We start from the raw sequence: 18,321 nt of genomic DNA, 5'->3' as shown, positions 1-18,321 counted from the left end.
CTAATCGACGCGCCGGGCGCCGTCTTGGGCGCTGGTGGCGTAGATCACCGGAGTGGGATGGCCTTGTGCAGCAGTGTCAGCATTGATCGCTGCGGCCACCGCCTCAACATCTTCTTCGCGGCATAGGGCGATGATGGAACCGCCAAAACCACCACCGGTGATGCGGGCACCCACCGCTCCGGCAGACAGTGCGGCCTGCACTGCCGTTTCGAGGGCATCCGGGACGATCTCAAAATCATCGCGCAAAGAGGCGTGGCTTTCATTCATCAGCTGACCAAACCGGGGGATATCGCCAGCCTTGAGCGCCTCAATCGCATGGATGGTGCGGGCAGTTTCACTGTGAACGTGGCGTACGCGGCGGCGCACTGTTGCACCGCTAAGAGCGGTATAACCGGATTCAGCTGAAGACGCCCACTCCACGGCGCGATCCACCACATCATCCTCCCGGAACGTGCAGTTAAGGGCTGCAGCAACCTGGTCGATGAGTCCGCGCCGGGAACTGTACTCACCCGTGACGTGGGAGTGTTCCACGCGGCTATCCGAAACCAAGAGCTGGTAGCCCTCCCAGTCACACGGAACCTGTTCGTGGGTGCCAGCCAAGAAATCGAGGGCGAGGGCAAAACCTTGACGGCCACGAACAACCGCATTTTGGTCCAAGCCACCGGTATTGGCGCCCACGTAGTGGTTTTCAGCGCGCATGGTGGCAGCGATGATCTGCTCATCAGTCGTGGCCGGGGCAAGGAGATCACGCACGGTAACAGCAACGGCGCACTCCAGTGCGGCGGAACTAGACAGGCCAGACCCTAAGGGCACATCGGAAATCACCGCGATGTCCAGGCCGGTGCCGGCATCGCTGCCGATGAGGGCGTGAACAGTGCCGGCGATGTAGCCACGCCAGTCAGGCAAACACCCAGGTTCAGTGCTGATCGCTGACAGGTCCGCAAGATCAACTTCAGCATCGAGGATATCGCCGTTGGGGGAGTGGGAGACCATACGCACCGTGTTGTCCTCCCGCACACGGGCGGCCACGGCTGTGGCCATGGTGGTGGCAAACGGCAGGCACACGCCGAAGGCATAGTCCACGTGATCACCAATGAGGTTCACACGACCAGGAGCAACCCACACACCGGTAGCGTCGCCCCCGATGTGCTCGGTGAAAAACGCGCGCACATCAGTAGCCAACTGTTTGGGGCTGCGGGTGGAAGAAACAATCACTGGTATGCCTCCTTCAACGTGGCGGCAATGGTTTCCGGGGTGGTGTCATTGATCCACGCACCCATACCGGATTCACTGCCGGCCAAAAACTTCATGCGGCCAGGGGAGCGCATGAGGGAGAACAGCTGGAGGTGGAAGCGCCCATCCTCCGGGGCATCCACCGGGGCTTGGTTCCATGCGGCGATGTACGGGGTGCGCTCTATACCGGGGAAGAACTGATCCACAGCCTTAAACAGTTTGTCGCAGATCACTGCCAGGTCATCGCGTTCAGCGGTGGTCAGTTCAGCGAAATTCGGTACTGCGCGCTTGGCCATCACCATGACTTCCAGTGGCCACTTCGCCGCAGCGGGAGTGAACACGACGAAGTGATCTGTCTCCTCGATGATGCGGGTGGCGGAGGCGAGTTCGGCGGCCAAGAGCGCGTCGAAAAGCGATGTGCCATACGTTTCACGATGAGCCTGAGCCTGACGGGCAATGGCGGCCATGCGGGGCGGGACGAACGGGTAGGAATAAATCTGCCCGTGCGGATGGTGCAAGGTCACACCGATTTCCTCACCGCGGTTCTCAAACGGGAAGACAGCTTTGACCGGTTCGAGGGCGGAAAGTTCAGCGGTGCGGTGCGCCCAGACGTCGATAAGCGCACGCTTGCGGGTAAGCGGAAGATCCTTGAAGGAGCCCTCCGCATCCGGTGTGAAACACACGACCTCGCAGCGTGAGAACGCGGGCGCGCGCTCAAAAAGCTCCTGACCATCCACGAAAGGGGCGTAGCCTTCCGGGATATCCAACCGCATGCTCAGGGACGGGAAGCGGTTCTCAAACACGACAACCTGGTAGTCATCCTCCGGGATCTCGCTGGGCTTCTGACCAGGGCGCGTCGGTGCCAACGGGTCCTCATTCGCGGGTGGGAGGAACGTCCGATTCTGGCGGTGAGCCGCATAGATCGCCCACTCGCCGGTCAACGGGTCACGCCGCATCCAGGATTCGGTGAGCACCTCCGGCAAACCACGCTCATCGGCGGCAGTGCGATCGGGCGTGCCGGGTTCATCGAAGTAGATAAGCTCCCGGCTATCCGACAGGGTGGTGCGTGTGATTTTCAGCTCAGTCATCTAATCTGCTGCTTCCAACGTGTCGGGGTTGAAGGCGATCGGGCGCAACCGTGCCCACAGGAAGAACACCAGCGCTGCGACGGCAAGGGCGATACCCACCCACAGGTTGTCACTGGACTCCTTGGAGATCTGCTCGTCCGTATTGAATCCCGGGTCGAGCACGAAGGAACAGATGATCAGCACAAGCCCGTAAAAACCGAGCAGCGCCCCAATCACGTTACGGATATCAAATGTTGCGGTTTCTGCTTGTGAATTAGCCATAAGAATCACTTCCTTTAGAGGAACATCAAGTTCAGGCCGATGACAAGGGCAAGGGCGATGACACCCAGCGGGATGGTGCGCTGGTACCACGGCAAGGTGGCCTCAGACGCATCAACAAGCTGATCCTTCGGGGTGACACTGCGGACAAAGCCCACAAGTTCCTCATCCGGCTTCGGGGTGGTGAACAGGGAGACGATGATGGACACGAGGATGTCCACCGTGAACGCAAGCGAAGCCGCAACGAAAGCGGTTCCCTGGCCTGGCAAGCTCACCAACGGGTTTTCACCCAGCGAGCACGCCCAGAACGCAATGGCTGCAGCGGTACCAGCCACGAGGCCGGACCAACCGGCGTGCGGAGTCATGCGCTTCCAGAACATACCCAGGATGAAGGTGGCAAACAGTGGGGCGTTGAAGAAGCCGAACAGCGTTTGCAGGTAGTCCATGATGTTGCCAAAGTTCGCGGCAAGCAGCGCTGTGAATACAGCGATCACGGTTGCGCCCACGGTGGCCAGGCGGCCAACACGCAGGTAGTAATCATCGTCCTTGTCCTTGACCACATAGGTCTGCCACAGGTCGTAGCTGAACACGGTGTTGAAAGACGAAATGTTCGCTGCCATGCCCGCCATGAAAGCAGCGAGTAGACCCGCAATACCTACGCCGAGCAAACCGTTAGGCAGTAAATCACGCATGAGGTAAAGCACCGCTTCATTCGGTTTGGCATTACCCTCCATGATCGGTGTGACCAGGACGGAAGCGACCATGCCGGGCACAACCACGATGAAGGGGATGAACATTTTGGGGAATGCGCCGATGATCGGTGTTTTGCGCGCTGAGGAGAGCGATTCAGACGCCATTGCGCGCTGAACCTCAACGAAGTTCGTGGTCCAGTAACCGAAGGACAGCACGAAGCCGAGGCCGAACACAATGCCCACGACGGACCACACCGGGCTGGCAAAGCCAGAAATTTCTTGGCCGGGCCAGGTGGAAAAGTGGCTGGGATCGTTGATGGATTCTTTCAAGCCACTCCAGCCGCCAACGTGGCGCAGACCAATGATGGTCAGCGGTAGCAAAGCTGCAACGATGACGAAGAACTGCAGCACCTCGTTGTAGATCGCCGCAGATAGGCCGCCCAGGGTGATGTAGGCCAGAACGATGGCGGCGGCCACCACGAGTGTGGCCCACAATGGCCACCCCAGCAGCGCTTCTACCACCGTGGCCAACAGGAACAGGTTCACGCCGGCGATCAGCAGCTGCGCCACGGCGAAAGAAATCGCGTTCACCAGGTGGGCTGCCGGGCCAAAACGTTTGAGCATGAATTCGGGCACGGAGCGGACTTTGGAGCCGTAGTAGAACGGCATCATCACAATGCCCAGGAAGATCATGGCGGGCACGGCACCAATCCAGAAATAGTGCATGGTTTGCACGCCGTATTCCACACCGTTGGCGGACATACCGATGATCTCTACCGCGCCGAGGTTGGCGGAAATGAAGGCCAAACCGGTGATCCAGGCGGGCAGTCCGCGACCGGAGAGGAAGAAGTCAATCGACGAGGACACGCCGCGCTTCGCGGCCCACCCAATTCCCAGCACGAACACGAAAAAGACCGCGACGAGCATGTAGTCGACCCAGGTGGCGTCGAGCCTTAGTGCTGTATCCATGGCTGACACTCGCTTTCTGTTGAGTTACGGGTTTACGTTGTTCAGTTATTTCAGTTATTTATCGCCCGCACTGACCAGGTCACGCTCATGCGTTCACCAGGAGCCAGCACGGTCACGTCTTCGCCTGTGGCCAGGGCATTTGGGGGCGCGGTCATCGGTTCGACGGCCAGCTCCCGCTGCGGGGAGGTGAAAATCTGGGTCCAGGTCATGCTTTTCGATGCCTCCAGTTCCACCCCACATCCATCCTCCCTCACCAACCGGGCAATATGTGGGCGTTTCACCGGATCAACCCCGGCATCGTCGAGTTGCACCCCGTTCATGTCCATGGGGCTTGCCGGCCACGGCTGGCGTGGACCGGTTGGGATGTTGCGGGAATCCACTGGTTGGTGCTGCTCGATGGTGTGGTGCAGTGTGCATTCATCCAGGGGTGCGCCTTGGGGGTCCAAGTAGGTGTGTACGCCCAACGCGCATGGTGCGGGACCATGCTCACCCCCGGCCGGGGTGATGTTGTGCGCTGTCATCGTGCCGGTGATGCCGGTGTCTGTGAGCGTGTAGGTCACCGTGAGCTCAATCTGCCACGGCCACCCAGGTTCGGGACCAAGGATGGTGCGCAGCGTCGCACTGTCATTCGTGTGATCCACAATGTTGAAAATCCGGCCCCATGTGAAGCCGTGGAGTGCATGCCCGCGTTCGGGTTCGGTGACCTCCAACTGGTGGGTTATACCGTTGAAGGTAAATGTTGCATCCGCAACACGGTTCGGCCATGGTGCCAGCACAATATTGGCGGCTCCTGGCGGGCGTTGAGCGGGTTCGAAGCTCTTGAGTAGGGGGCGGGCGTCCACCTCCAAACGTCGAATAGCAGCACCTGAGGCGGTGATAATCGCGGTGACGTCATGGTCAGCGACTTTTCGCAGCGTTACTTCCGGGATCGTGTGAACACCCATAGGTCAATTATCCATGGGTGCCCCCTCCGTCATGAAAGCGGTATCAACCAATAGGATTAGTAAACGCATTCTGTCATTCCATGAAAATTGCAGTTGAAAGAGGAGGGCTTGTCATGGTTGAGACCGTTGTCCACCTCGTACGACACGGTGAAGTGCACAACCCGCAGAAATTGCTCTACGGGCGTCTCCCGGATTTCCACTTGAGTGCCCGCGGCCGTTCCATGGCGGCACGTACTGCCGCGAGCTTCGAAGGCAAAGACGTCACTTACCTGGCGGCGTCCCCGCTGGAGCGCGTGCAGGAAACCGCAACACCGATCGCGGAGGTCCTTGGGTTGGAGATCCAGACGGACCGTGATCTCATTGAGTCCGGCAATATCTTCGAGGGCTTGCGCACTAAAGGTTGGCGCAGCCAGCTGTTCAATCCGATCCGGTGGCGTCACATGGTCAACCCGTTGAAGCCCAGCTGGGGTGAGCCCTATACGGAGATTTTGGAGCGAATGCGACGTGCCATAGATAAGGCTCGTGCTGAGGCTGAGGGCCATGAGGCCGTGCTGGTGTCCCACCAGCTACCCATCGTGATGGTGCAGCGTTGGGCGCAAGGCAAGTCCTTGCCGCACAACCCGGCAACACGTAAGTGTGACTTGGCTAGTGTGACCTCCTTGGTTTTTGAAGGGGACACCCTGAAGTCCTGGTCCTACGCCGAACCGGCGAAGGGGATTTAGATGCGCCGCTTTCATGCGATGGTTCTGTCAGGCGTGGCACTCCTCGGCGCGTTCGGGCTGTCCGCCTGCGCGGTGCCTGGTTCGAGTGAGACTTTCGCTTTTCACTCACCCGGCGGCCAGGTGGAGATTTTCTACGATGAGGCTGATCGTGCCCCCTTGTCGGAGTTCTCCGGTGAGTCTTTGATGGAACCGGGCACGCAGATTTCTCTGTCCGACTTTGAGGACCAGATGGTGGTGCTCAACGCGTGGGGTCAGTGGTGTGCGCCGTGCCGTGCGGAGGTGGATGACCTGCAGGAGGTGCAGGAACATCTGACGGGTCGGACCGTTGACGGTAAGCCATCAGGCACGATCCTGGGCATCAATGTCCGCGACTACCAGCCGGAGATCTCCCGGGATTTTCTCACGGACAACGGGGCGACCTACCCCTCTATTTATGACCCGCCGTTCCGGACTGCTGCTGCCTTGGGCGGTATTCCTACTTCCGTCATTCCCACCACGGTCATCCTGGACAAGCAGCACCGTCCCGCGGCAGTGTTCCTGCGTGAGGTGACGGCATCCGAGATTATCGAGGTCACGGATCGCCTGGCGGGTGAAAATTAAATGGGCCACACGTTTGCGGACCTGGTTTCTAACGGCCCGCTTTTCGCAGGCTTCTTCGCCGCAGCCGTGGCCGGCCTCGTGTCTTTTGCGTCCCCCTGCGTGATCCCGCTTGTGCCGGGATACCTGTCGTATCTCACCGGCATTGTCGGTGGGGAAGTGGAGGTGAAAAACGGGGAAGTCACCGTGGGTAAACGCCGTCAAGGGGCGGTGGTCGTTGCGGCGGCGTTGTTCATTGCGGGCTTTACTGCGGTGTTCCTGCTGGCCACGGTAACTGTCTTCGGCGCTATCAGTGTTATTGCGCTGAACTCGGACACGTTGATGCGCATTGGTGGTGTGGTGACCATCATCATGGGCCTGGTGTTCATGGGCAGTGTGCCGATTCTGCAGAAAGACACTCGCATGCAGCCCAAGAAATGGGCGACGTGGCTGGGCGCGCCGTTGCTTGGCGGGGTGTTTGCACTCGGCTGGACCCCGTGTGTGGGGCCGACGCTTGGCGCGGTGATCTCTGTCTCCGTGGGAACAGAAGGCATGACCGCTGCCCGCGGCATTGTGCTGGTGATTGCTTATTGCCTTGGCCTTGGTATTCCCTTCCTGCTCCTGGCGCTGGGCTCCGCCAAGATGGTGGAGGCCGTGGGCTTTTTGCGTAAGCATTCGCGTACCATCCAAATCATCGGCGGTGTTGCCATGGTGCTGGTTGGTTTGTTGCTGCTCACCGGGGCCTGGAATGTGTTCATCTCCTGGACCCGCCAGCTGGTTGTCGGTTACGGCGCCACCGTGCTCTAGAACTGCGAACACTCGATAGATTCCTATGCTCTCTTCCGCGAAATCCTCCGTGTCACTCTGGGCTAAGCGCACCTGGCACTGGTTGACCAGTATGCGCACAGCGCTGGTGTTGTTGTTCCTGCTGTCCGTCGTTGCGGTGCCGGGTGCGCTGTTGCCCCAGCGGGAAGTGAACGCGAGCAAGGTGGATGAGTACATCGCGGCGAACCCGACGATGGGCAAGATTTATGACGCATTGAGTTTGTTCGATGTGTTCGCCTCCCCCTTCTTCGTTGCGCTGCTGACACTGCTGATCATCTCCTTGATCGGTTGCATCATTCCGCGGTCCATCGATCATTACCGTGCGTATAAAGCGAAGCCGACGCGTGCGCCGAAGTACCTGCACCGCATGCCGTTTCATGCCAGTGGCGATGTGGATAGCTCGCTTGAAGAAGCGGTGCAGCACGCAAAAGACCAGTTCAAGCGGTGGCGTGTGGCGGAGTACACGGCGGAGGAAGATCGCGCGGGGGCAGTGTCCATCTCCGCGGAACGCGGCTATTCGCGTGAGTTGGCTAACCTCATCTTCCACGTGGCCATCGTGGCCATCATCGCGGTGTTCGCATTTGGCCGGATGGTGTTCTACGAAGGCCAGGTCATCGTGGTGACCAATTCAGAATCGGAGTTCGCGGTGCCCGTGGAGCAGTCGCGCGAATTCTGCAATACGTCACTCGCCAACTTTGATACTTTCCGCGCCGGCCCGCTTTTCGACGGCACCGGGCTCACCCCCTTCTGCTTCGTCTCCCACAACTTCACTGCGGACTACCTGCCTAATGGCCAAGCTGACACTTTCTCCTCCACGGTGTCCTATGCGGAAGGGGAGGCAATGGCTTCCACTCCGCCGAAGAACCCGAGGGAGAACCAGCCTGGCTGGGAGGACTACACCGTACGAGTGAATCACCCGCTGCGCGTGGGCGGGGATCGTGTGTATCTGCAGGGCCACGGCTTTGCCCCACAAATCACCGTGACCTGGCCGAACGGTGAAACGCGCACCCAGATGGTTCAGTTCCGCCCCACGGACCTGACCTTCTTCTTGTCCACTGGTGTCATGCGCTTTGATCCGCCGGCAGGCATGTACCCGGATCTGATGGAGCGCCGCCAAAACCAGATTGCTATCGAGGGCGTGTTTTCCCCCACCGCCGCGTGGACTGGACCGAATGGGGATATGCTCCAGTCGGCTTTCCCCTCCATGAATGACCCGGCGGTTTCCCTGGACCTGTACATCGGTGATGCCGGCCTGGATACGGGCCGCCCGCAAAACCTCTTTGAACTCGATCAATCCCTCATCGCTTCCGGTGACTTGGAGCGGGTTGATCGAGTGATGCTCAGCGCTGGTGAGGAAGCCACCATTCCCGCAGGAGATAACCCCGAAGGAGGGGAGATCACCGTGCGTTTCGACGGCGCCGCGGAATACGCCAACTACCAAATATCCCGCGACCCCACCCAAGGGTGGGCACTCGTGGTCACCACCTTGTTGCTGGGGTCCCTCGTTGGTTCTTTGCTGATTAAACGCCGTCGCGTGTGGGTCCGCTTCACCCCTACCGCTAGTGGCGGAACACACATTGAACTCGCCGGACTTGCCAGGACAGACCGCGCCGGGTGGGGCAGTGAGTTCGATGAGGTGGTGGGGGCGGTGCTCCGGGACGTCGATAAGCAAGAGCCCGATGAGACTGATTTTGAAGAAGACTCTGATGCCGAAGAATGGCACTGACGTGCAGTGATATGCCGCACAGCCTTGGTGCGGGGCGAGTGCGTGGAGTAGGGTTATTCGCATGCTGGTCAACTCCACCCTCGCCGACGTATCAGATTTGTCGCTGCGTACGGCATTCGCTGTTTATATTGTTTGCCTGATTCTTGCCTGCATTCACTACATGCGCGCACAAGCCGTCATCGACCTTAAGCGTGAACGTGCTGCGGTGGAGGAGAAGGAACTCGTCGCGGTGGGCGGCGGAACCGGGGCGGAAAAGTCACGCTCGGCTGAGCTGGATAGCTCAGGCGTCACCGATGAGGAGATCGACGCTGCTCGTCTCCGCGCCCGCAAGATGGCTGGCAGTACCCAGTATCTGACCTGGGTGGGCATCATCTTCCACGTGGTGGCTGTGGTAACGCGCGGCATGTCCGTGAGCCGTTTCCCCATGGGCAACATGTACGAGTTTGTGATCACCTCGACCGCCGTGACCATGGTGGCCGCCGCCGTGATCATCCAGCGTCGTGGCTGGCACACCACCTGGCCATGGCTGCTCGCCCCGAATATCGTGCTGCTCTTCCTGGCCGCAACCGTGCTCTACGCCAAGGCTGCTCCGCTTGTGCCAGCACTGCAGAGCTTCTGGTACCCCTTCCACGTCTCAACCGTGTCCGTGGGTGCTTCCATCGGCCTCATCTCCGGCATGTTCTCCCTGCTGTACCTGCTGCGCATCTGGCAACCGCGCGGGGAGGAGAAGGGCTTCTTCGGTGCGATTGCGAAGCCACTGCCCAGCGCCAAGAAGTTGGACTCCTACGCCTACCGCACCGCGATTATCACCCTGCCCGTGTTCGGTATCGGCATCATGCTCGGCGCGATCTGGGGGGAGGTTGCCTGGGGTCGCTTCTGGGGGTGGGACCCGAAGGAAACCGTCGCACTGATCACCTGGATTCTGTATGCCGCGTACCTCCACGCTCGCGCTACCGCCGGGTGGAAGAATGCTAAGGCTGCCTGGATCAACGTCGCTGCTTTTGTAACAAGTATCTTCAACTTGTTCTTCATTAATCTTGTCGCAACTGGCCTCCACTCCTACGCGGGACTCAACTAAGCTGTAAAAAATCCTCGCGGACGGGTATCTTGTACTAACAAGTTGATTTTTCAACTATCGCACACTTGAGACCCTGTTACTCTCCCGTCGATGAAGGAGCCCCCGCGTGGCTAACCCCCGTAACAAGCAAGGCAAGCCTGCCAGCGACATCCCTGTGCTGATTGAACTCGGCGCTATCCTCGCCCAGCACCGGCGTGAGGCCGGTCGGCTACAACAAGAAGTCGCCGACGCCGCTGGCATCTCGCGCTCAACGCTGCACACTATCGAACGTGGCGGCGCCGGCGTGCGCTGGGAAAAAGTCGTCGCCGTCGCCCAGGCCCTGGGCCTCCAACCGGAGTGGACGGAGAAGGCCGACAACTGATCGGCTGTGGGGGCTCTAGCTAGTCGTCCGAGTTCTCCTCTGGCTTCTTTTGTTGCTGCTGCTCGCGGCGCAAACGCCGTTCCTCTTCTTCCCGGACGCGGCGCTCGGCTTCTTCCTTCGCTCGGCGCTCCTTGAACCGGTTCTTCTCAATGTTCCACAGGAACTCTTCATCATCGTCCGGCCCCTTGATAGCGGGCGGTTTCTCCACATTCTTGGAAAGCAACGAACCGTACCGTTCAGAACTGCCGGGACCGAAAGCACGCCAGAGCAGCCACACAGCCAGAACAATCAACAGTAAGAGAATTAACCGACCCATGCCTTCAAACATACTGGCTCCCACTGGTTCGCCACACAACGCTGGTGACAGCTAAGGTCAATGGCTGTGACAGACCCAAAGACGAACCAGAACACAGACTCCGCGCCAACCGTTGACCCGGAGGTCCGCTCGCGGGCAAACCGCGCCGCATTGAAGTACGGGGCGCTACGGTTCGGCCTTTTCGTTCTGCTAACAGTGATCATTCAGATCGCTGCCGTGCTTATTGGCGCACCGGTGCCCATTGTCATGTCGGCATTGCTCGCCTTGATCGTGGCGTTCCCGCTGTCCATGCTGGTGTTTACCAAACAACGCGTTGAAGCGACTGAGGCGATGGCGGTGTGGAATAGCCAGCGCAAAGCCCGCAAGCAGTGGGTGAGCGATGAGTTGGCGGGGCGTTAAAGTCCCTTTTTAAATCCCTTTGCCAAAGAGTAAAGCGATCACAACCATCGCCGGCAGGGATAAAAACGTGGTGATGAACACGGTATCGCGAGCTACGGTTTCCCCGGCGCGGAAGTTCGCGGTGTAGTTGTACACGTTTTGTGCGGTGGGCAGAGCAGAAAGAATCACTGCGGCGTAGAGTGCTGAACCTTCAAGGCCAGCCAACGCACCGATGACCCAGGCGATAGCGGGCATCACCATGAGTTTGAGGATTGACGCCGTGATGGTTGCAGGCCTATCCGGCCCCGGTGACAGCACCGCGCCGCCGCGGAGGCTGGCGCCGAAGCTCATCAGGATCATCGGGATGGAAGCCCCCGCCAAAATTTCTAGTGGCGCCATCACTGGATCAGGCAGTGTCCACTCCATGGAAGCAAAGACCAAGCCAAGGAGTGGTGCCACAACAACAGGGGCGGTCAACCCTGATTTCACCGCTTCCCACACATTGCGCCCGCGGGAACCCGGGGCGGTGGGGTTCGCGCTTAAACCCGCGATGACAATCGGCGAGACGATTACCATCTGCATGAGCAGTACCGGTGGCATGTACGCGGCATCACCGATGACGTAGATGGCAATGGGCAGCCCGATATTCACCGAGTTGAAGTAGCTGGCGGATGCCGCACCAGCCATTCGAGTTGGCACATCCGCCTGGAAGAACAATCGGGAGATGACCCAGAACACCATCATGGTGATCGCGGTGGCAATGAACACCACCACCACGACGGGGGAGATAAACGTCGCTGCATCAGAGGTTGCCACCGTGGTGAACAACAATGCCGGCGACGCCGCCCAGTATGCGACGCGGTTGAACATGAGGCGCTGCTCCCCAGCACCAATCACTCCTCGTTGTGCAAGCACATAACCGGCACCGATCACCACAAAAATGATGGCGAAGCCGGTTAAGACATCGATCACGTAAAAGCGCCTCCTTGGGAAACGTTGAAAAGCTTGCTTTGGCTACCGGTCGATGTAGACGGTCCACCCAAAGTCCTGGTTTCCATCCACGGTGTAAGGGACTGTTTCGCCCACCCACCACATGGGGGAGGCAGCGGTGAGTGCGCCCGCAGTGACCAGGGACCACACCAGCATGGCGCGCCCATTGCGCCCCAGCACCGGGATCATGTCCGGGCCTTGCGCGCCACGCTGAACCACCATGATCGAGCTGATCGCCCACGGCAGCGCCACGAGAGCGAGCAACGTGGTGAGGAGGGTCGTAGCAAGGATGAGTGTGACCACGAAGGGGACCAGGGTCAGCACACTAAACAGGATGCGGGCGCGTTTATCCCCCAGTTTCACGGCGAGGGTGATCTTTCCGGCCTCCTTATCCGTCGGGATGTCCCGGATGTTGTTGGCCAGGTTGATCGCCGCGGAGATCGCGCCCACCGCCACAGCGCAGGCCACGCCCACCCATGTCACCGTGAGCACCTGGGTGAATTGGGTGCCCAGTACCGCCACGAGGCCGAAGAAGATGAATACGGAAATCTCACCCAAACCCCGGTAACCGTACGGGTTCTTCCCGCCGGTGTAGAACCACGCCGCGAGGATGCACACCGCGCCAACGAGGATGAGCCACGGTTCCGCAGGCAGAGCCAGCACCAGGCCGGCAAGACCGGCGATACCAAAAGAGATGAACGCTGCCCGCTTGACGTTCTCCGGGCGGGTTTTCCCGGAAGCAGTGAGGCGCGCTGGGCCCGTCCGGTCATCATCGGTCCCGCGCACGCCGTCGGAATAGTCATTCGCGTAGTTCACACCAATGATGAGCCCCATGGCCACAATGAGCGCCAAGAAGGCCTGTGGCAGGCTCCACCAAAACTCGTATGCGGCTGCGCCGGTGCCCACAACCACGGGCGCTACGGCGTTGAACCAGGTATGCGGGCGGGCTGCCTGCCACCAGTCGCGAAACGTGGCTGAACTGCCTTCTTCTGGCACGTCAGCGGGATCGGGGGAGGAGGTGTGAGGCGCGGAATCCATGCTGTCCATCATGCACTCAAAGTGGTCGTGGAGGGAAGCTGAGATAAAGTAGCGCTTCATGTGGATCGACTATGCCGTCCGCCAGGTACTCCATACGGCGGGTACCTTCGCACGCCAACCTGGCCTCTTATTGGCTACAAAGGCACACGCATTATCGTTCCCCAGCGCTGCCGAAGCCGGTGCCGGTGACACCGTTATTTCCCTGACCACCTACGGCAAACGCCTGTCCACCGCGGTGTATGCCATCGCTTCGCTCCTCGTTGGCACGGTGCGTCTGCCCGTGATCTTGTGGCTCGATGCGGAGGACTTCCACGGCCCCTGGCCACCAGGCCTGAAACGTCTGGTTCACCGTGGCCTTGATGTGCGTTGCTCTGAGGGTAAGTACGGTCCGCACACCAAGTACTACGGCACCTTCCAAGAGTTCGCTGGCAAAGGTGTGCGCGTGATCACGGTGGATGATGACATGATGTATCCGCGTTGGTTCGTCGATAAGCTACTCAACGCCGCGGATGCATCCCCACGCAACGTGGTTGCCTATCGCGCGCATACGATCACATTGTTTAATGGCGCCCTCGCGCCGTACCGTCTCTGGACCTCCACCTTCACTACCGAACCCTCTTTCCGTCACTTCGCTACCGGTGTATCCGGGGTGATCTACCCAGCTTCGATGGTGGATTTCGTCGCCGCTCACGGCAAGGAATTTCAAGGAAAAGCCCCGCTTGCGGACGACGTCTGGCTCAACCACTGCGCCCTCCGCTCCGGCCACCGCGTCCGCCAAGTTTTCCCCCACCCGCGCGAGTTCTCCATCATCCCCATGTCCCAACGCCAAGCCCTGGTGCGCAGCAACCAGTGGGGTGGGGGCAACGATGTTCAACTCGCCGCCACGTACACCGATGAAGACATCACGGTGCTTCTCGACGAACCCACAGGTGAGGAGTAAGCCCCTGGTCGTACGGGCTTAGAGCCATAGGTCGCGGCGGTGGCTTAAAATACGACGGAGATCCCGCGCGCGACGAGTGTCGAAATCAGACGCCGTTATGATCTTCTCTGCTGCATCCTCAGTGGCCTCCAGGGCAAGACGCATGACGGACTCAGTAGCCCTCTCATTCAAACCGATCTCGGAGCAGAATGCTCGAAAGATTTTCCCGCTGATGTTGTCCTTGCGCCCCTGGATAGATAGCGCCATCGCGGTGTCGCCGTAGGGGAGTGTCGACGGAATATCGTAAATGGGAGACACCTCCGGCATCCCATTGCGCCATATCATTGATATGTTCTTGGCGTGGAGATCACCATTGCCCGTCAGCCACGCTAACGCAACCTGGAAAGCAACATTGCGAGCTGTGAGCAATGGCGAAGCACTCACCGACATCAGTGCTTGTGCCACCTCCTCCATTGATGGGTAGTACTTCTCACTGGGGTAGAGCCCCATGATCTGAGCGGCGTCCTCGACATGAAGTCGTTGATCTCCCACGCGATCGAAACGGGAGATGAGAAGGCCGGGGCGGGAGTGGACGTCAGTAAGCAAATGCACCTGCGCCAACGGAAACCCCGCGGTGCGGGCGATGCTGAAGCACGCGGCTTCATTTTCCACGAGCCGTGGGTACTCCGGGGGCGAAACTTTAAGAATGTACTCGGTGTCAGCGCCACTCACTGGGGCTGCGATCGTGCGAGCTGATGCTTTATCCTGCACGCCCGGCACAGCGATTGGGTCGGTGATTCCCGCGGCAGTCAGCGCTTGAGAAAAGTCGAGTTCACCGTCCAAGTCGATGGCTTCACCGTCCGCTTGAGGTTAGAAAGACGTCGACCTTCTGGCAGCAAGTTGGTGAAAAATGGGGGAATTGCCCCACTAAAAGTGACATAAGGCGCACGTATAAGGGGCAAGCTGGTTGCGACGGGACCACAGCAGCGTCGTCTTTATAATCAAATTCGGTGACACCACCGGGGTGCTGTGAGAAGTAACCCACAAGTACGTCTGCCTTGTACACGTCTGCGACAATCACAGGAGGTCTCCCCGGTGGATCGTGGGCTCTAGGTCATAGCCGAGGGTGGATAGAACTGTGATGACCTTGCCCACTTCAGCCGTTGGTTTACCTTTTTCGAGCTCTCGCAGGAAACGGTCTGAGACCCCCGCTAAGTCAGCGAGGTCTACTTGTGTCAGGCCGATGCGTTTGCGTTGATCCCGAACGAACTGGCCAAGTGTGCTGACGTCCATGCGGTAGCTCCTTTCTGGTGTCATCGTGCAACCGTTGTCGCATTGTGCCAGAGCGAGCGCTCCGAACTTGCTGGGTTATGGGGATGAGGTTACCAACAGGCGGGCAAAAGCGGAACGATCAATCCGATTCTTATGTTAGTTGGACACTTTTGGCGCCGTTGCTGGCATTGTCGGTGTGTTCGTTCCGGTTTTAGTGGACCGAGAGAAACAATGGCTTGGTGGTCCTGAGCAATTCAAACAGTGAGTTTGTAGATGTCTACTTTAGTGGACACAAAAAGGTTTCCTGCGTCCTTGAAACGTGGCATTGTTGTTTGTGTCCGATGAGATTCGGACTGTCCTGGGGAGCACAAGAATCGGGGGTAGCGCAGTATGCGCAAGCGGATAACAACTGTCATCACGGCTGTTGCCACTGTGTGCTTGCTTTCAAGTTGCGCGGCGACAGGCTTATTGGGGCAAGGTGGCCAACGGCACGAGACAAGTCCAATAGGAGAAGCACCTACGCCATCGACATCTAACGCTGGATCAGAGCCGACGAAGACGGAGGTGCCCGCTTTTCACTTTGCTAGTGGGGATTTGGTTCTTGAGGCTGTTGACCGGGCCACAGTAAAGAACAATATGTTTAACCCCTGTGAAGAGATTTCCGTGGAGGAATTCGCGGCGGTGGGGTACTCAAGCGATAGGAAGACTCGCAGAGATGCAGTCAGAAACCTCAATGTATGCAGGCTTGATTCGATTGAGGACCCTTCCGAATATGCTGCGCTTATTGCTGGCCCTGGTAACCGCGAAGAATTTAGGAATACCGGGCTGCTTTTGGATGAGAATCCGTCTCAACGAATCCCGCAAATGTATGTGACCAGGCCAATTAAGGCGGAGGAGAACATCTGTTACGCAACCGTAGACACCGCTCGAGGACAATTTTCTGTTGCCATCGACGATCTTTTCGGGGATACACCTCGTCAAGAACTGTGTTCCCAAGCCGTGCAGATTTTAGAAAGTTTTTACAACATCAATAAGTAGGTGCGGAGAGTTATGTCGGCAGCATCGCTGCTCGAGAATGCAGCTTCAGATTTGAAGAAATTAAGCTAAGCCTCACACACAAACCCTCTGACACCCTCAACCACGCAGGATATAGCACATCGCGACAGCCACACCGTGGATTGAGCAACGATTGCCCAGATATACGCCTGCAGAGCATATGCTTTTGACGTTAATGCAGGTCAACCATTAGAAATCAGCTGATCCAGACACACTTTTGACCTTTAACCCTGACCCCACCAGCCCGGTTATCCTTCAACGTCTTACAGATGAACTCGACGCAGAAACGCTTCCGGTATTCATCGATAAACCGGATCATTTTGGACGTTGTGGGTCGAGTCCCGACGCGAAAAAAGCTGAGGCGGCCTTGAGCAGGTCATTAGTGTCGCGTAGCTCTTGATTTTCACGGCGTAGCCTCGCGTTTTCGGTGGCCAGATCTTCAGGTACGGGTTCTGGGATGTTTCCCGCACGACGGGCCTGCTGAGTCCATTGACGAGCCGTGTGCCATGAAACCCCCAGCTTTGGGGCTACTGCCTGGCACGCGGCTCGCATCGACATATTTTCTGCCAAGATGCGGTCCTCTACAAGACGAACCACACGGTCTTTTGCATCCTGGTCAAATTTTCTTGGCATATTCCGAATTTCCCATCTACTCAAACGGAACAAAACCTGGGACACTTCAGTCGTTTAAGCAGCGGGTTTGAAGGATGTCCACTTTAGTGGACACAAAAAGGTTCCCTTCGCCTTTACAACGTGGCATTGTTACTTATGGCCGATAAAATTCGGGCTGACCTGGGGAACACAACAATTGGGGGTATCGCAGTATGCACAAGCAGATAACAACTGTCTTCACGGCTGTAGCCACTGTGTGCGTACTTTCAAGTTGCACGGCGACGGGCGTATTCGGACAAGCCGGCCAACAGCACGAGACAAGCCCAACAGACGAGTCACGCGCGTCATCGGCATCTAACGCTGGATCGGAGCCGACGCAGACGGAGGTGCCTGCTTTTCACTTCGCTAGTGGGGATTTGGTTCTAGGCGACTTTGACTACGAGGCAATCCAAGACAGCATGTTTGACCCATGTGAGGAAATCTCCGAGGAAGAATTCGCGGCAGCGGGGATAAAGACATTTGGTAGCCAACATTGGCGTGAGGGGGGAAATGTCGGCTGTGGCCTTGCTGGACCTGATTTTCACAGGGGGTACGCGATTGGCACGACTCCGGTTACTCGAGCTCACTTGGAAAGTACGCCAGGGGCTATTATTAGCAGCTCTGCGTCTGACATTGTCCCGGGCCTTTTGACGTATCGGGGAGAAAATCCAGCAACCTTTGGCTGTGTAGCCGCCGTAGACACGGTTCGAGGACAATTCTCGGTATCGATTATTCAAAATACACAGCCAGAAAGTTTGGATCCTCTATGTGAATCCGCGGTCCAAATTATGGAAAACTTATATCAACTCTAAATTTACAATCGGGGGAAATCGACATGTATTTGGATGTTAATGCTGTTCAGCACAGTGCTAGCCTCCTGGAAGGCGCATCGCTGAAACTCAACAATCGAGGCTCGTTCACGGGCTTTGGAAAGTTAACTAGCTATTCTTCTGTGTCTGGTTTGGATCAGGCGGGGCGGATGCATCAGGTGATTAGTTCGGTTAGTCAGCCTGAGGCGACGCGGGGGTTGGCGTTGTTTTTGTCGAATGCTGCTGGGTTGTTGCGTGAGCAGGTGGATGGGTTTGTTGCTGTTGATGCAGGTATTGGGGAGTCGTTTCGTTCTGGTGGTGGGGATGTTTCTGGTGGTGTGCGTATTTCTACCCCTGATGCTCCTTTGGTGAATTCGTTTAGTGTTGTTCCTCCTGCTGCTGGTCGGCCGTGGAGTTTGG

Annotated in this window: 23 protein-coding genes; 11 read left to right on the top strand and 12 right to left on the bottom strand. The window is 58.2% G+C overall.

Going from position 1 to position 18,321, the window contains the following annotated elements; genetic code table 11:
• From galK to HMPREF2129_RS08710, 5 genes are read right to left on the bottom strand one after another with little or no spacing between them, the layout of a single operon-like run.
• A complete protein-coding gene (gene galK, locus HMPREF2129_RS08730; protein WP_052093076.1) occupies positions 1–1,215 on the bottom strand; it encodes a galactokinase in 1,215 nt (404 codons plus the stop codon).
• Complete coding sequence (galT, locus tag HMPREF2129_RS08725; RefSeq protein WP_408605842.1) at positions 1,212–2,312, bottom strand: galactose-1-phosphate uridylyltransferase; 1,101 nt, start codon at positions 2,310–2,312, stop codon at positions 1,212–1,214. Before galT ends, galK begins: the two co-directional genes overlap by 4 nt.
• 9 nt (positions 2,313–2,321) lie before the next feature.
• Entirely contained in the window at positions 2,322–2,582 is a 261-nt protein-coding gene (locus HMPREF2129_RS08720; RefSeq protein ID WP_034665578.1) for a hypothetical protein, read from the bottom strand.
• A 14-nt stretch (positions 2,583–2,596) separates the two neighbouring features.
• Positions 2,597–4,240 carry a sodium:solute symporter family protein gene (locus HMPREF2129_RS08715; protein ID WP_034665576.1) on the bottom strand — a complete coding sequence of 548 codons (1,644 nt, stop codon included), beginning with the start codon at positions 4,238–4,240 and terminating at the stop codon, positions 2,597–2,599.
• A 50-nt stretch (positions 4,241–4,290) separates the two neighbouring features.
• On the bottom strand, positions 4,291–5,184 hold the full coding sequence (locus HMPREF2129_RS08710; protein WP_052093075.1) for an aldose 1-epimerase family protein: 894 nt from the start codon (positions 5,182–5,184) through the stop codon (positions 4,291–4,293).
• A gap of 113 nt (positions 5,185–5,297) precedes the next feature.
• Between HMPREF2129_RS08710 and HMPREF2129_RS08705 the strand changes: the two genes are divergently transcribed.
• The 6 genes from HMPREF2129_RS08705 (at position 5,298) to HMPREF2129_RS08680 (ending at position 10,472) form a co-directional block, all read left to right on the top strand.
• Complete coding sequence (locus tag HMPREF2129_RS08705; RefSeq protein WP_034665573.1) at positions 5,298–5,906, top strand: histidine phosphatase family protein; 609 nt, start codon at positions 5,298–5,300, stop codon at positions 5,904–5,906.
• Positions 5,907–6,506: a TlpA disulfide reductase family protein gene (locus HMPREF2129_RS08700; protein WP_034665570.1), complete on the top strand. Its 600-nt coding sequence runs from the start codon at positions 5,907–5,909 to the stop codon at positions 6,504–6,506. It begins immediately after the preceding gene.
• Entirely contained in the window at positions 6,507–7,289 is a 783-nt protein-coding gene (locus HMPREF2129_RS08695; RefSeq protein WP_034665568.1) for a cytochrome c biogenesis CcdA family protein, read from the top strand. It begins immediately after the preceding gene.
• 25 nt (positions 7,290–7,314) lie between these two features.
• Positions 7,315–9,033, top strand: a complete 1,719-nt coding sequence (locus tag HMPREF2129_RS08690; protein ID WP_034665565.1) for a cytochrome c biogenesis protein ResB — start codon at positions 7,315–7,317, stop codon at positions 9,031–9,033.
• Positions 9,034–9,094: 61 nt separating this feature from the next.
• Positions 9,095–10,111 (top strand): c-type cytochrome biogenesis protein CcsB, encoded by a 1,017-nt coding sequence (gene ccsB, locus HMPREF2129_RS08685; protein WP_034665562.1) that lies wholly within the window; start codon positions 9,095–9,097, stop codon positions 10,109–10,111.
• 106 nt (positions 10,112–10,217) lie between these two features.
• Positions 10,218–10,472 (top strand): helix-turn-helix domain-containing protein, encoded by a 255-nt coding sequence (locus HMPREF2129_RS08680; RefSeq protein ID WP_034665560.1) that lies wholly within the window; start codon positions 10,218–10,220, stop codon positions 10,470–10,472.
• A gap of 19 nt (positions 10,473–10,491) precedes the next feature.
• Here HMPREF2129_RS08680 and HMPREF2129_RS08675 read toward each other — a convergent pair whose 3' ends face one another.
• Entirely contained in the window at positions 10,492–10,788 is a 297-nt protein-coding gene (locus tag HMPREF2129_RS08675) for a hypothetical protein (protein WP_034665557.1), read from the bottom strand.
• 60 nt (positions 10,789–10,848) lie between these two features.
• On the opposite strand from HMPREF2129_RS08675, the gene HMPREF2129_RS08670 reads away from it, so the two are divergent.
• Positions 10,849–11,187 (top strand): DUF4229 domain-containing protein, encoded by a 339-nt coding sequence (locus HMPREF2129_RS08670; RefSeq protein ID WP_034665555.1) that lies wholly within the window; start codon positions 10,849–10,851, stop codon positions 11,185–11,187.
• A 9-nt stretch (positions 11,188–11,196) separates the two neighbouring features.
• Here HMPREF2129_RS08670 and HMPREF2129_RS08665 read toward each other — a convergent pair whose 3' ends face one another.
• Entirely contained in the window at positions 11,197–12,138 is a 942-nt protein-coding gene (locus HMPREF2129_RS08665; RefSeq protein ID WP_034665554.1) for an AEC family transporter, read from the bottom strand.
• A gap of 42 nt (positions 12,139–12,180) precedes the next feature.
• Positions 12,181–13,194, bottom strand: coding sequence for a 1,4-dihydroxy-2-naphthoate polyprenyltransferase (locus tag HMPREF2129_RS08660; protein WP_084576753.1), 1,014 nt, complete (start codon positions 13,192–13,194; stop codon positions 12,181–12,183).
• A 58-nt stretch (positions 13,195–13,252) separates the two neighbouring features.
• Between HMPREF2129_RS08660 and HMPREF2129_RS08655 the strand changes: the two genes are divergently transcribed.
• Positions 13,253–14,134 carry a hypothetical protein gene (locus HMPREF2129_RS08655; RefSeq protein WP_034665552.1) on the top strand — a complete coding sequence of 294 codons (882 nt, stop codon included), beginning with the start codon at positions 13,253–13,255 and terminating at the stop codon, positions 14,132–14,134.
• An 18-nt stretch (positions 14,135–14,152) separates the two neighbouring features.
• On the opposite strand, the gene HMPREF2129_RS08650 is transcribed toward HMPREF2129_RS08655, so the two are convergent.
• From HMPREF2129_RS08650 to HMPREF2129_RS08645, 3 genes are all read right to left on the bottom strand, one after another.
• On the bottom strand, positions 14,153–14,956 hold the full coding sequence (locus HMPREF2129_RS08650) for a type II toxin-antitoxin system HipA family toxin (protein ID WP_232218136.1): 804 nt from the start codon (positions 14,954–14,956) through the stop codon (positions 14,153–14,155).
• Positions 14,923–15,075: a hypothetical protein gene (locus tag HMPREF2129_RS11260; RefSeq protein WP_232218135.1), complete on the bottom strand. Its 153-nt coding sequence runs from the start codon at positions 15,073–15,075 to the stop codon at positions 14,923–14,925. The genes HMPREF2129_RS08650 and HMPREF2129_RS11260 overlap by 34 nt, the downstream gene beginning before the upstream one ends.
• Before the next feature lie 115 nt (positions 15,076–15,190).
• Positions 15,191–15,406 (bottom strand): helix-turn-helix transcriptional regulator, encoded by a 216-nt coding sequence (locus HMPREF2129_RS08645; protein WP_034665550.1) that lies wholly within the window; start codon positions 15,404–15,406, stop codon positions 15,191–15,193.
• A gap of 369 nt (positions 15,407–15,775) precedes the next feature.
• Here HMPREF2129_RS08645 and HMPREF2129_RS10880 point away from each other — a divergent pair, with 369 nt between their 5' ends.
• The gene (locus tag HMPREF2129_RS10880; RefSeq protein WP_084576747.1) at positions 15,776–16,423 is read left to right on the top strand and encodes a DUF3558 family protein; all 648 of its coding nucleotides are present in this window, start codon (positions 15,776–15,778) and stop codon (positions 16,421–16,423) included.
• A 333-nt stretch (positions 16,424–16,756) separates the two neighbouring features.
• Here the strand turns inward: HMPREF2129_RS10880 and HMPREF2129_RS10875 are convergent, their stop codons facing one another.
• A complete protein-coding gene (locus tag HMPREF2129_RS10875; RefSeq protein WP_308410359.1) occupies positions 16,757–17,098 on the bottom strand; it encodes a transposase in 342 nt (113 codons plus the stop codon).
• 167 nt (positions 17,099–17,265) lie between these two features.
• Here HMPREF2129_RS10875 and HMPREF2129_RS11355 point away from each other — a divergent pair, with 167 nt between their 5' ends.
• Positions 17,266–17,904: a DUF3558 family protein gene (locus HMPREF2129_RS11355; RefSeq protein WP_084576743.1), complete on the top strand. Its 639-nt coding sequence runs from the start codon at positions 17,266–17,268 to the stop codon at positions 17,902–17,904.
• A gap of 23 nt (positions 17,905–17,927) precedes the next feature.
• The coding region (locus HMPREF2129_RS11030; protein WP_156959272.1) for a hypothetical protein at positions 17,928–18,321 on the top strand (394 nt) is incomplete at its 3' end.

Source organism: Corynebacterium tuscaniense DNF00037 (assembly GCF_000759055.1).
Taxonomy (GTDB): domain Bacteria; phylum Actinomycetota; class Actinomycetes; order Mycobacteriales; family Mycobacteriaceae; genus Corynebacterium; species Corynebacterium tuscaniense.
Note: the sequence above shows the minus strand (reverse complement) of the source record. Positions and strands in the feature narration are given on the sequence as shown.

What these genes read in the sequence shown, in the direction of transcription:
- HMPREF2129_RS11355 (WP_084576743.1), top strand. Translation starts at nt 17,266, where the DNA reads ATGCACAAGCAGATAACAACTGTCTTCACGGCTGTAGCCACTGTGTGC.
- ccsB (WP_034665562.1), top strand. Translation starts at nt 9,095, where the DNA reads ATGCTGGTCAACTCCACCCTCGCCGACGTATCAGATTTGTCGCTGCGT.
- HMPREF2129_RS08710 (WP_052093075.1), bottom strand. Translation starts at nt 5,184, where the DNA reads ATGGGTGTTCACACGATCCCGGAAGTAACGCTGCGAAAAGTCGCTGAC.
- HMPREF2129_RS08660 (WP_084576753.1), bottom strand. Translation starts at nt 13,194, where the DNA reads ATGGATTCCGCGCCTCACACCTCCTCCCCCGATCCCGCTGACGTGCCA.
- HMPREF2129_RS08700 (WP_034665570.1), top strand. Translation starts at nt 5,907, where the DNA reads ATGCGCCGCTTTCATGCGATGGTTCTGTCAGGCGTGGCACTCCTCGGC.
- HMPREF2129_RS08695 (WP_034665568.1), top strand. Translation starts at nt 6,507, where the DNA reads ATGGGCCACACGTTTGCGGACCTGGTTTCTAACGGCCCGCTTTTCGCA.
- HMPREF2129_RS08720 (WP_034665578.1), bottom strand. Translation starts at nt 2,582, where the DNA reads ATGGCTAATTCACAAGCAGAAACCGCAACATTTGATATCCGTAACGTG.
- HMPREF2129_RS08670 (WP_034665555.1), top strand. Translation starts at nt 10,849, where the DNA reads ATGGCTGTGACAGACCCAAAGACGAACCAGAACACAGACTCCGCGCCA.
- HMPREF2129_RS08645 (WP_034665550.1), bottom strand. Translation starts at nt 15,406, where the DNA reads ATGGACGTCAGCACACTTGGCCAGTTCGTTCGGGATCAACGCAAACGC.
- HMPREF2129_RS10880 (WP_084576747.1), top strand. Translation starts at nt 15,776, where the DNA reads ATGCGCAAGCGGATAACAACTGTCATCACGGCTGTTGCCACTGTGTGC.
- HMPREF2129_RS08705 (WP_034665573.1), top strand. Translation starts at nt 5,298, where the DNA reads ATGGTTGAGACCGTTGTCCACCTCGTACGACACGGTGAAGTGCACAAC.
- HMPREF2129_RS08675 (WP_034665557.1), bottom strand. Translation starts at nt 10,788, where the DNA reads ATGGGTCGGTTAATTCTCTTACTGTTGATTGTTCTGGCTGTGTGGCTG.
- HMPREF2129_RS08715 (WP_034665576.1), bottom strand. Translation starts at nt 4,240, where the DNA reads ATGGATACAGCACTAAGGCTCGACGCCACCTGGGTCGACTACATGCTC.
- HMPREF2129_RS08655 (WP_034665552.1), top strand. Translation starts at nt 13,253, where the DNA reads ATGTGGATCGACTATGCCGTCCGCCAGGTACTCCATACGGCGGGTACC.
- HMPREF2129_RS08690 (WP_034665565.1), top strand. Translation starts at nt 7,315, where the DNA reads ATGCTCTCTTCCGCGAAATCCTCCGTGTCACTCTGGGCTAAGCGCACC.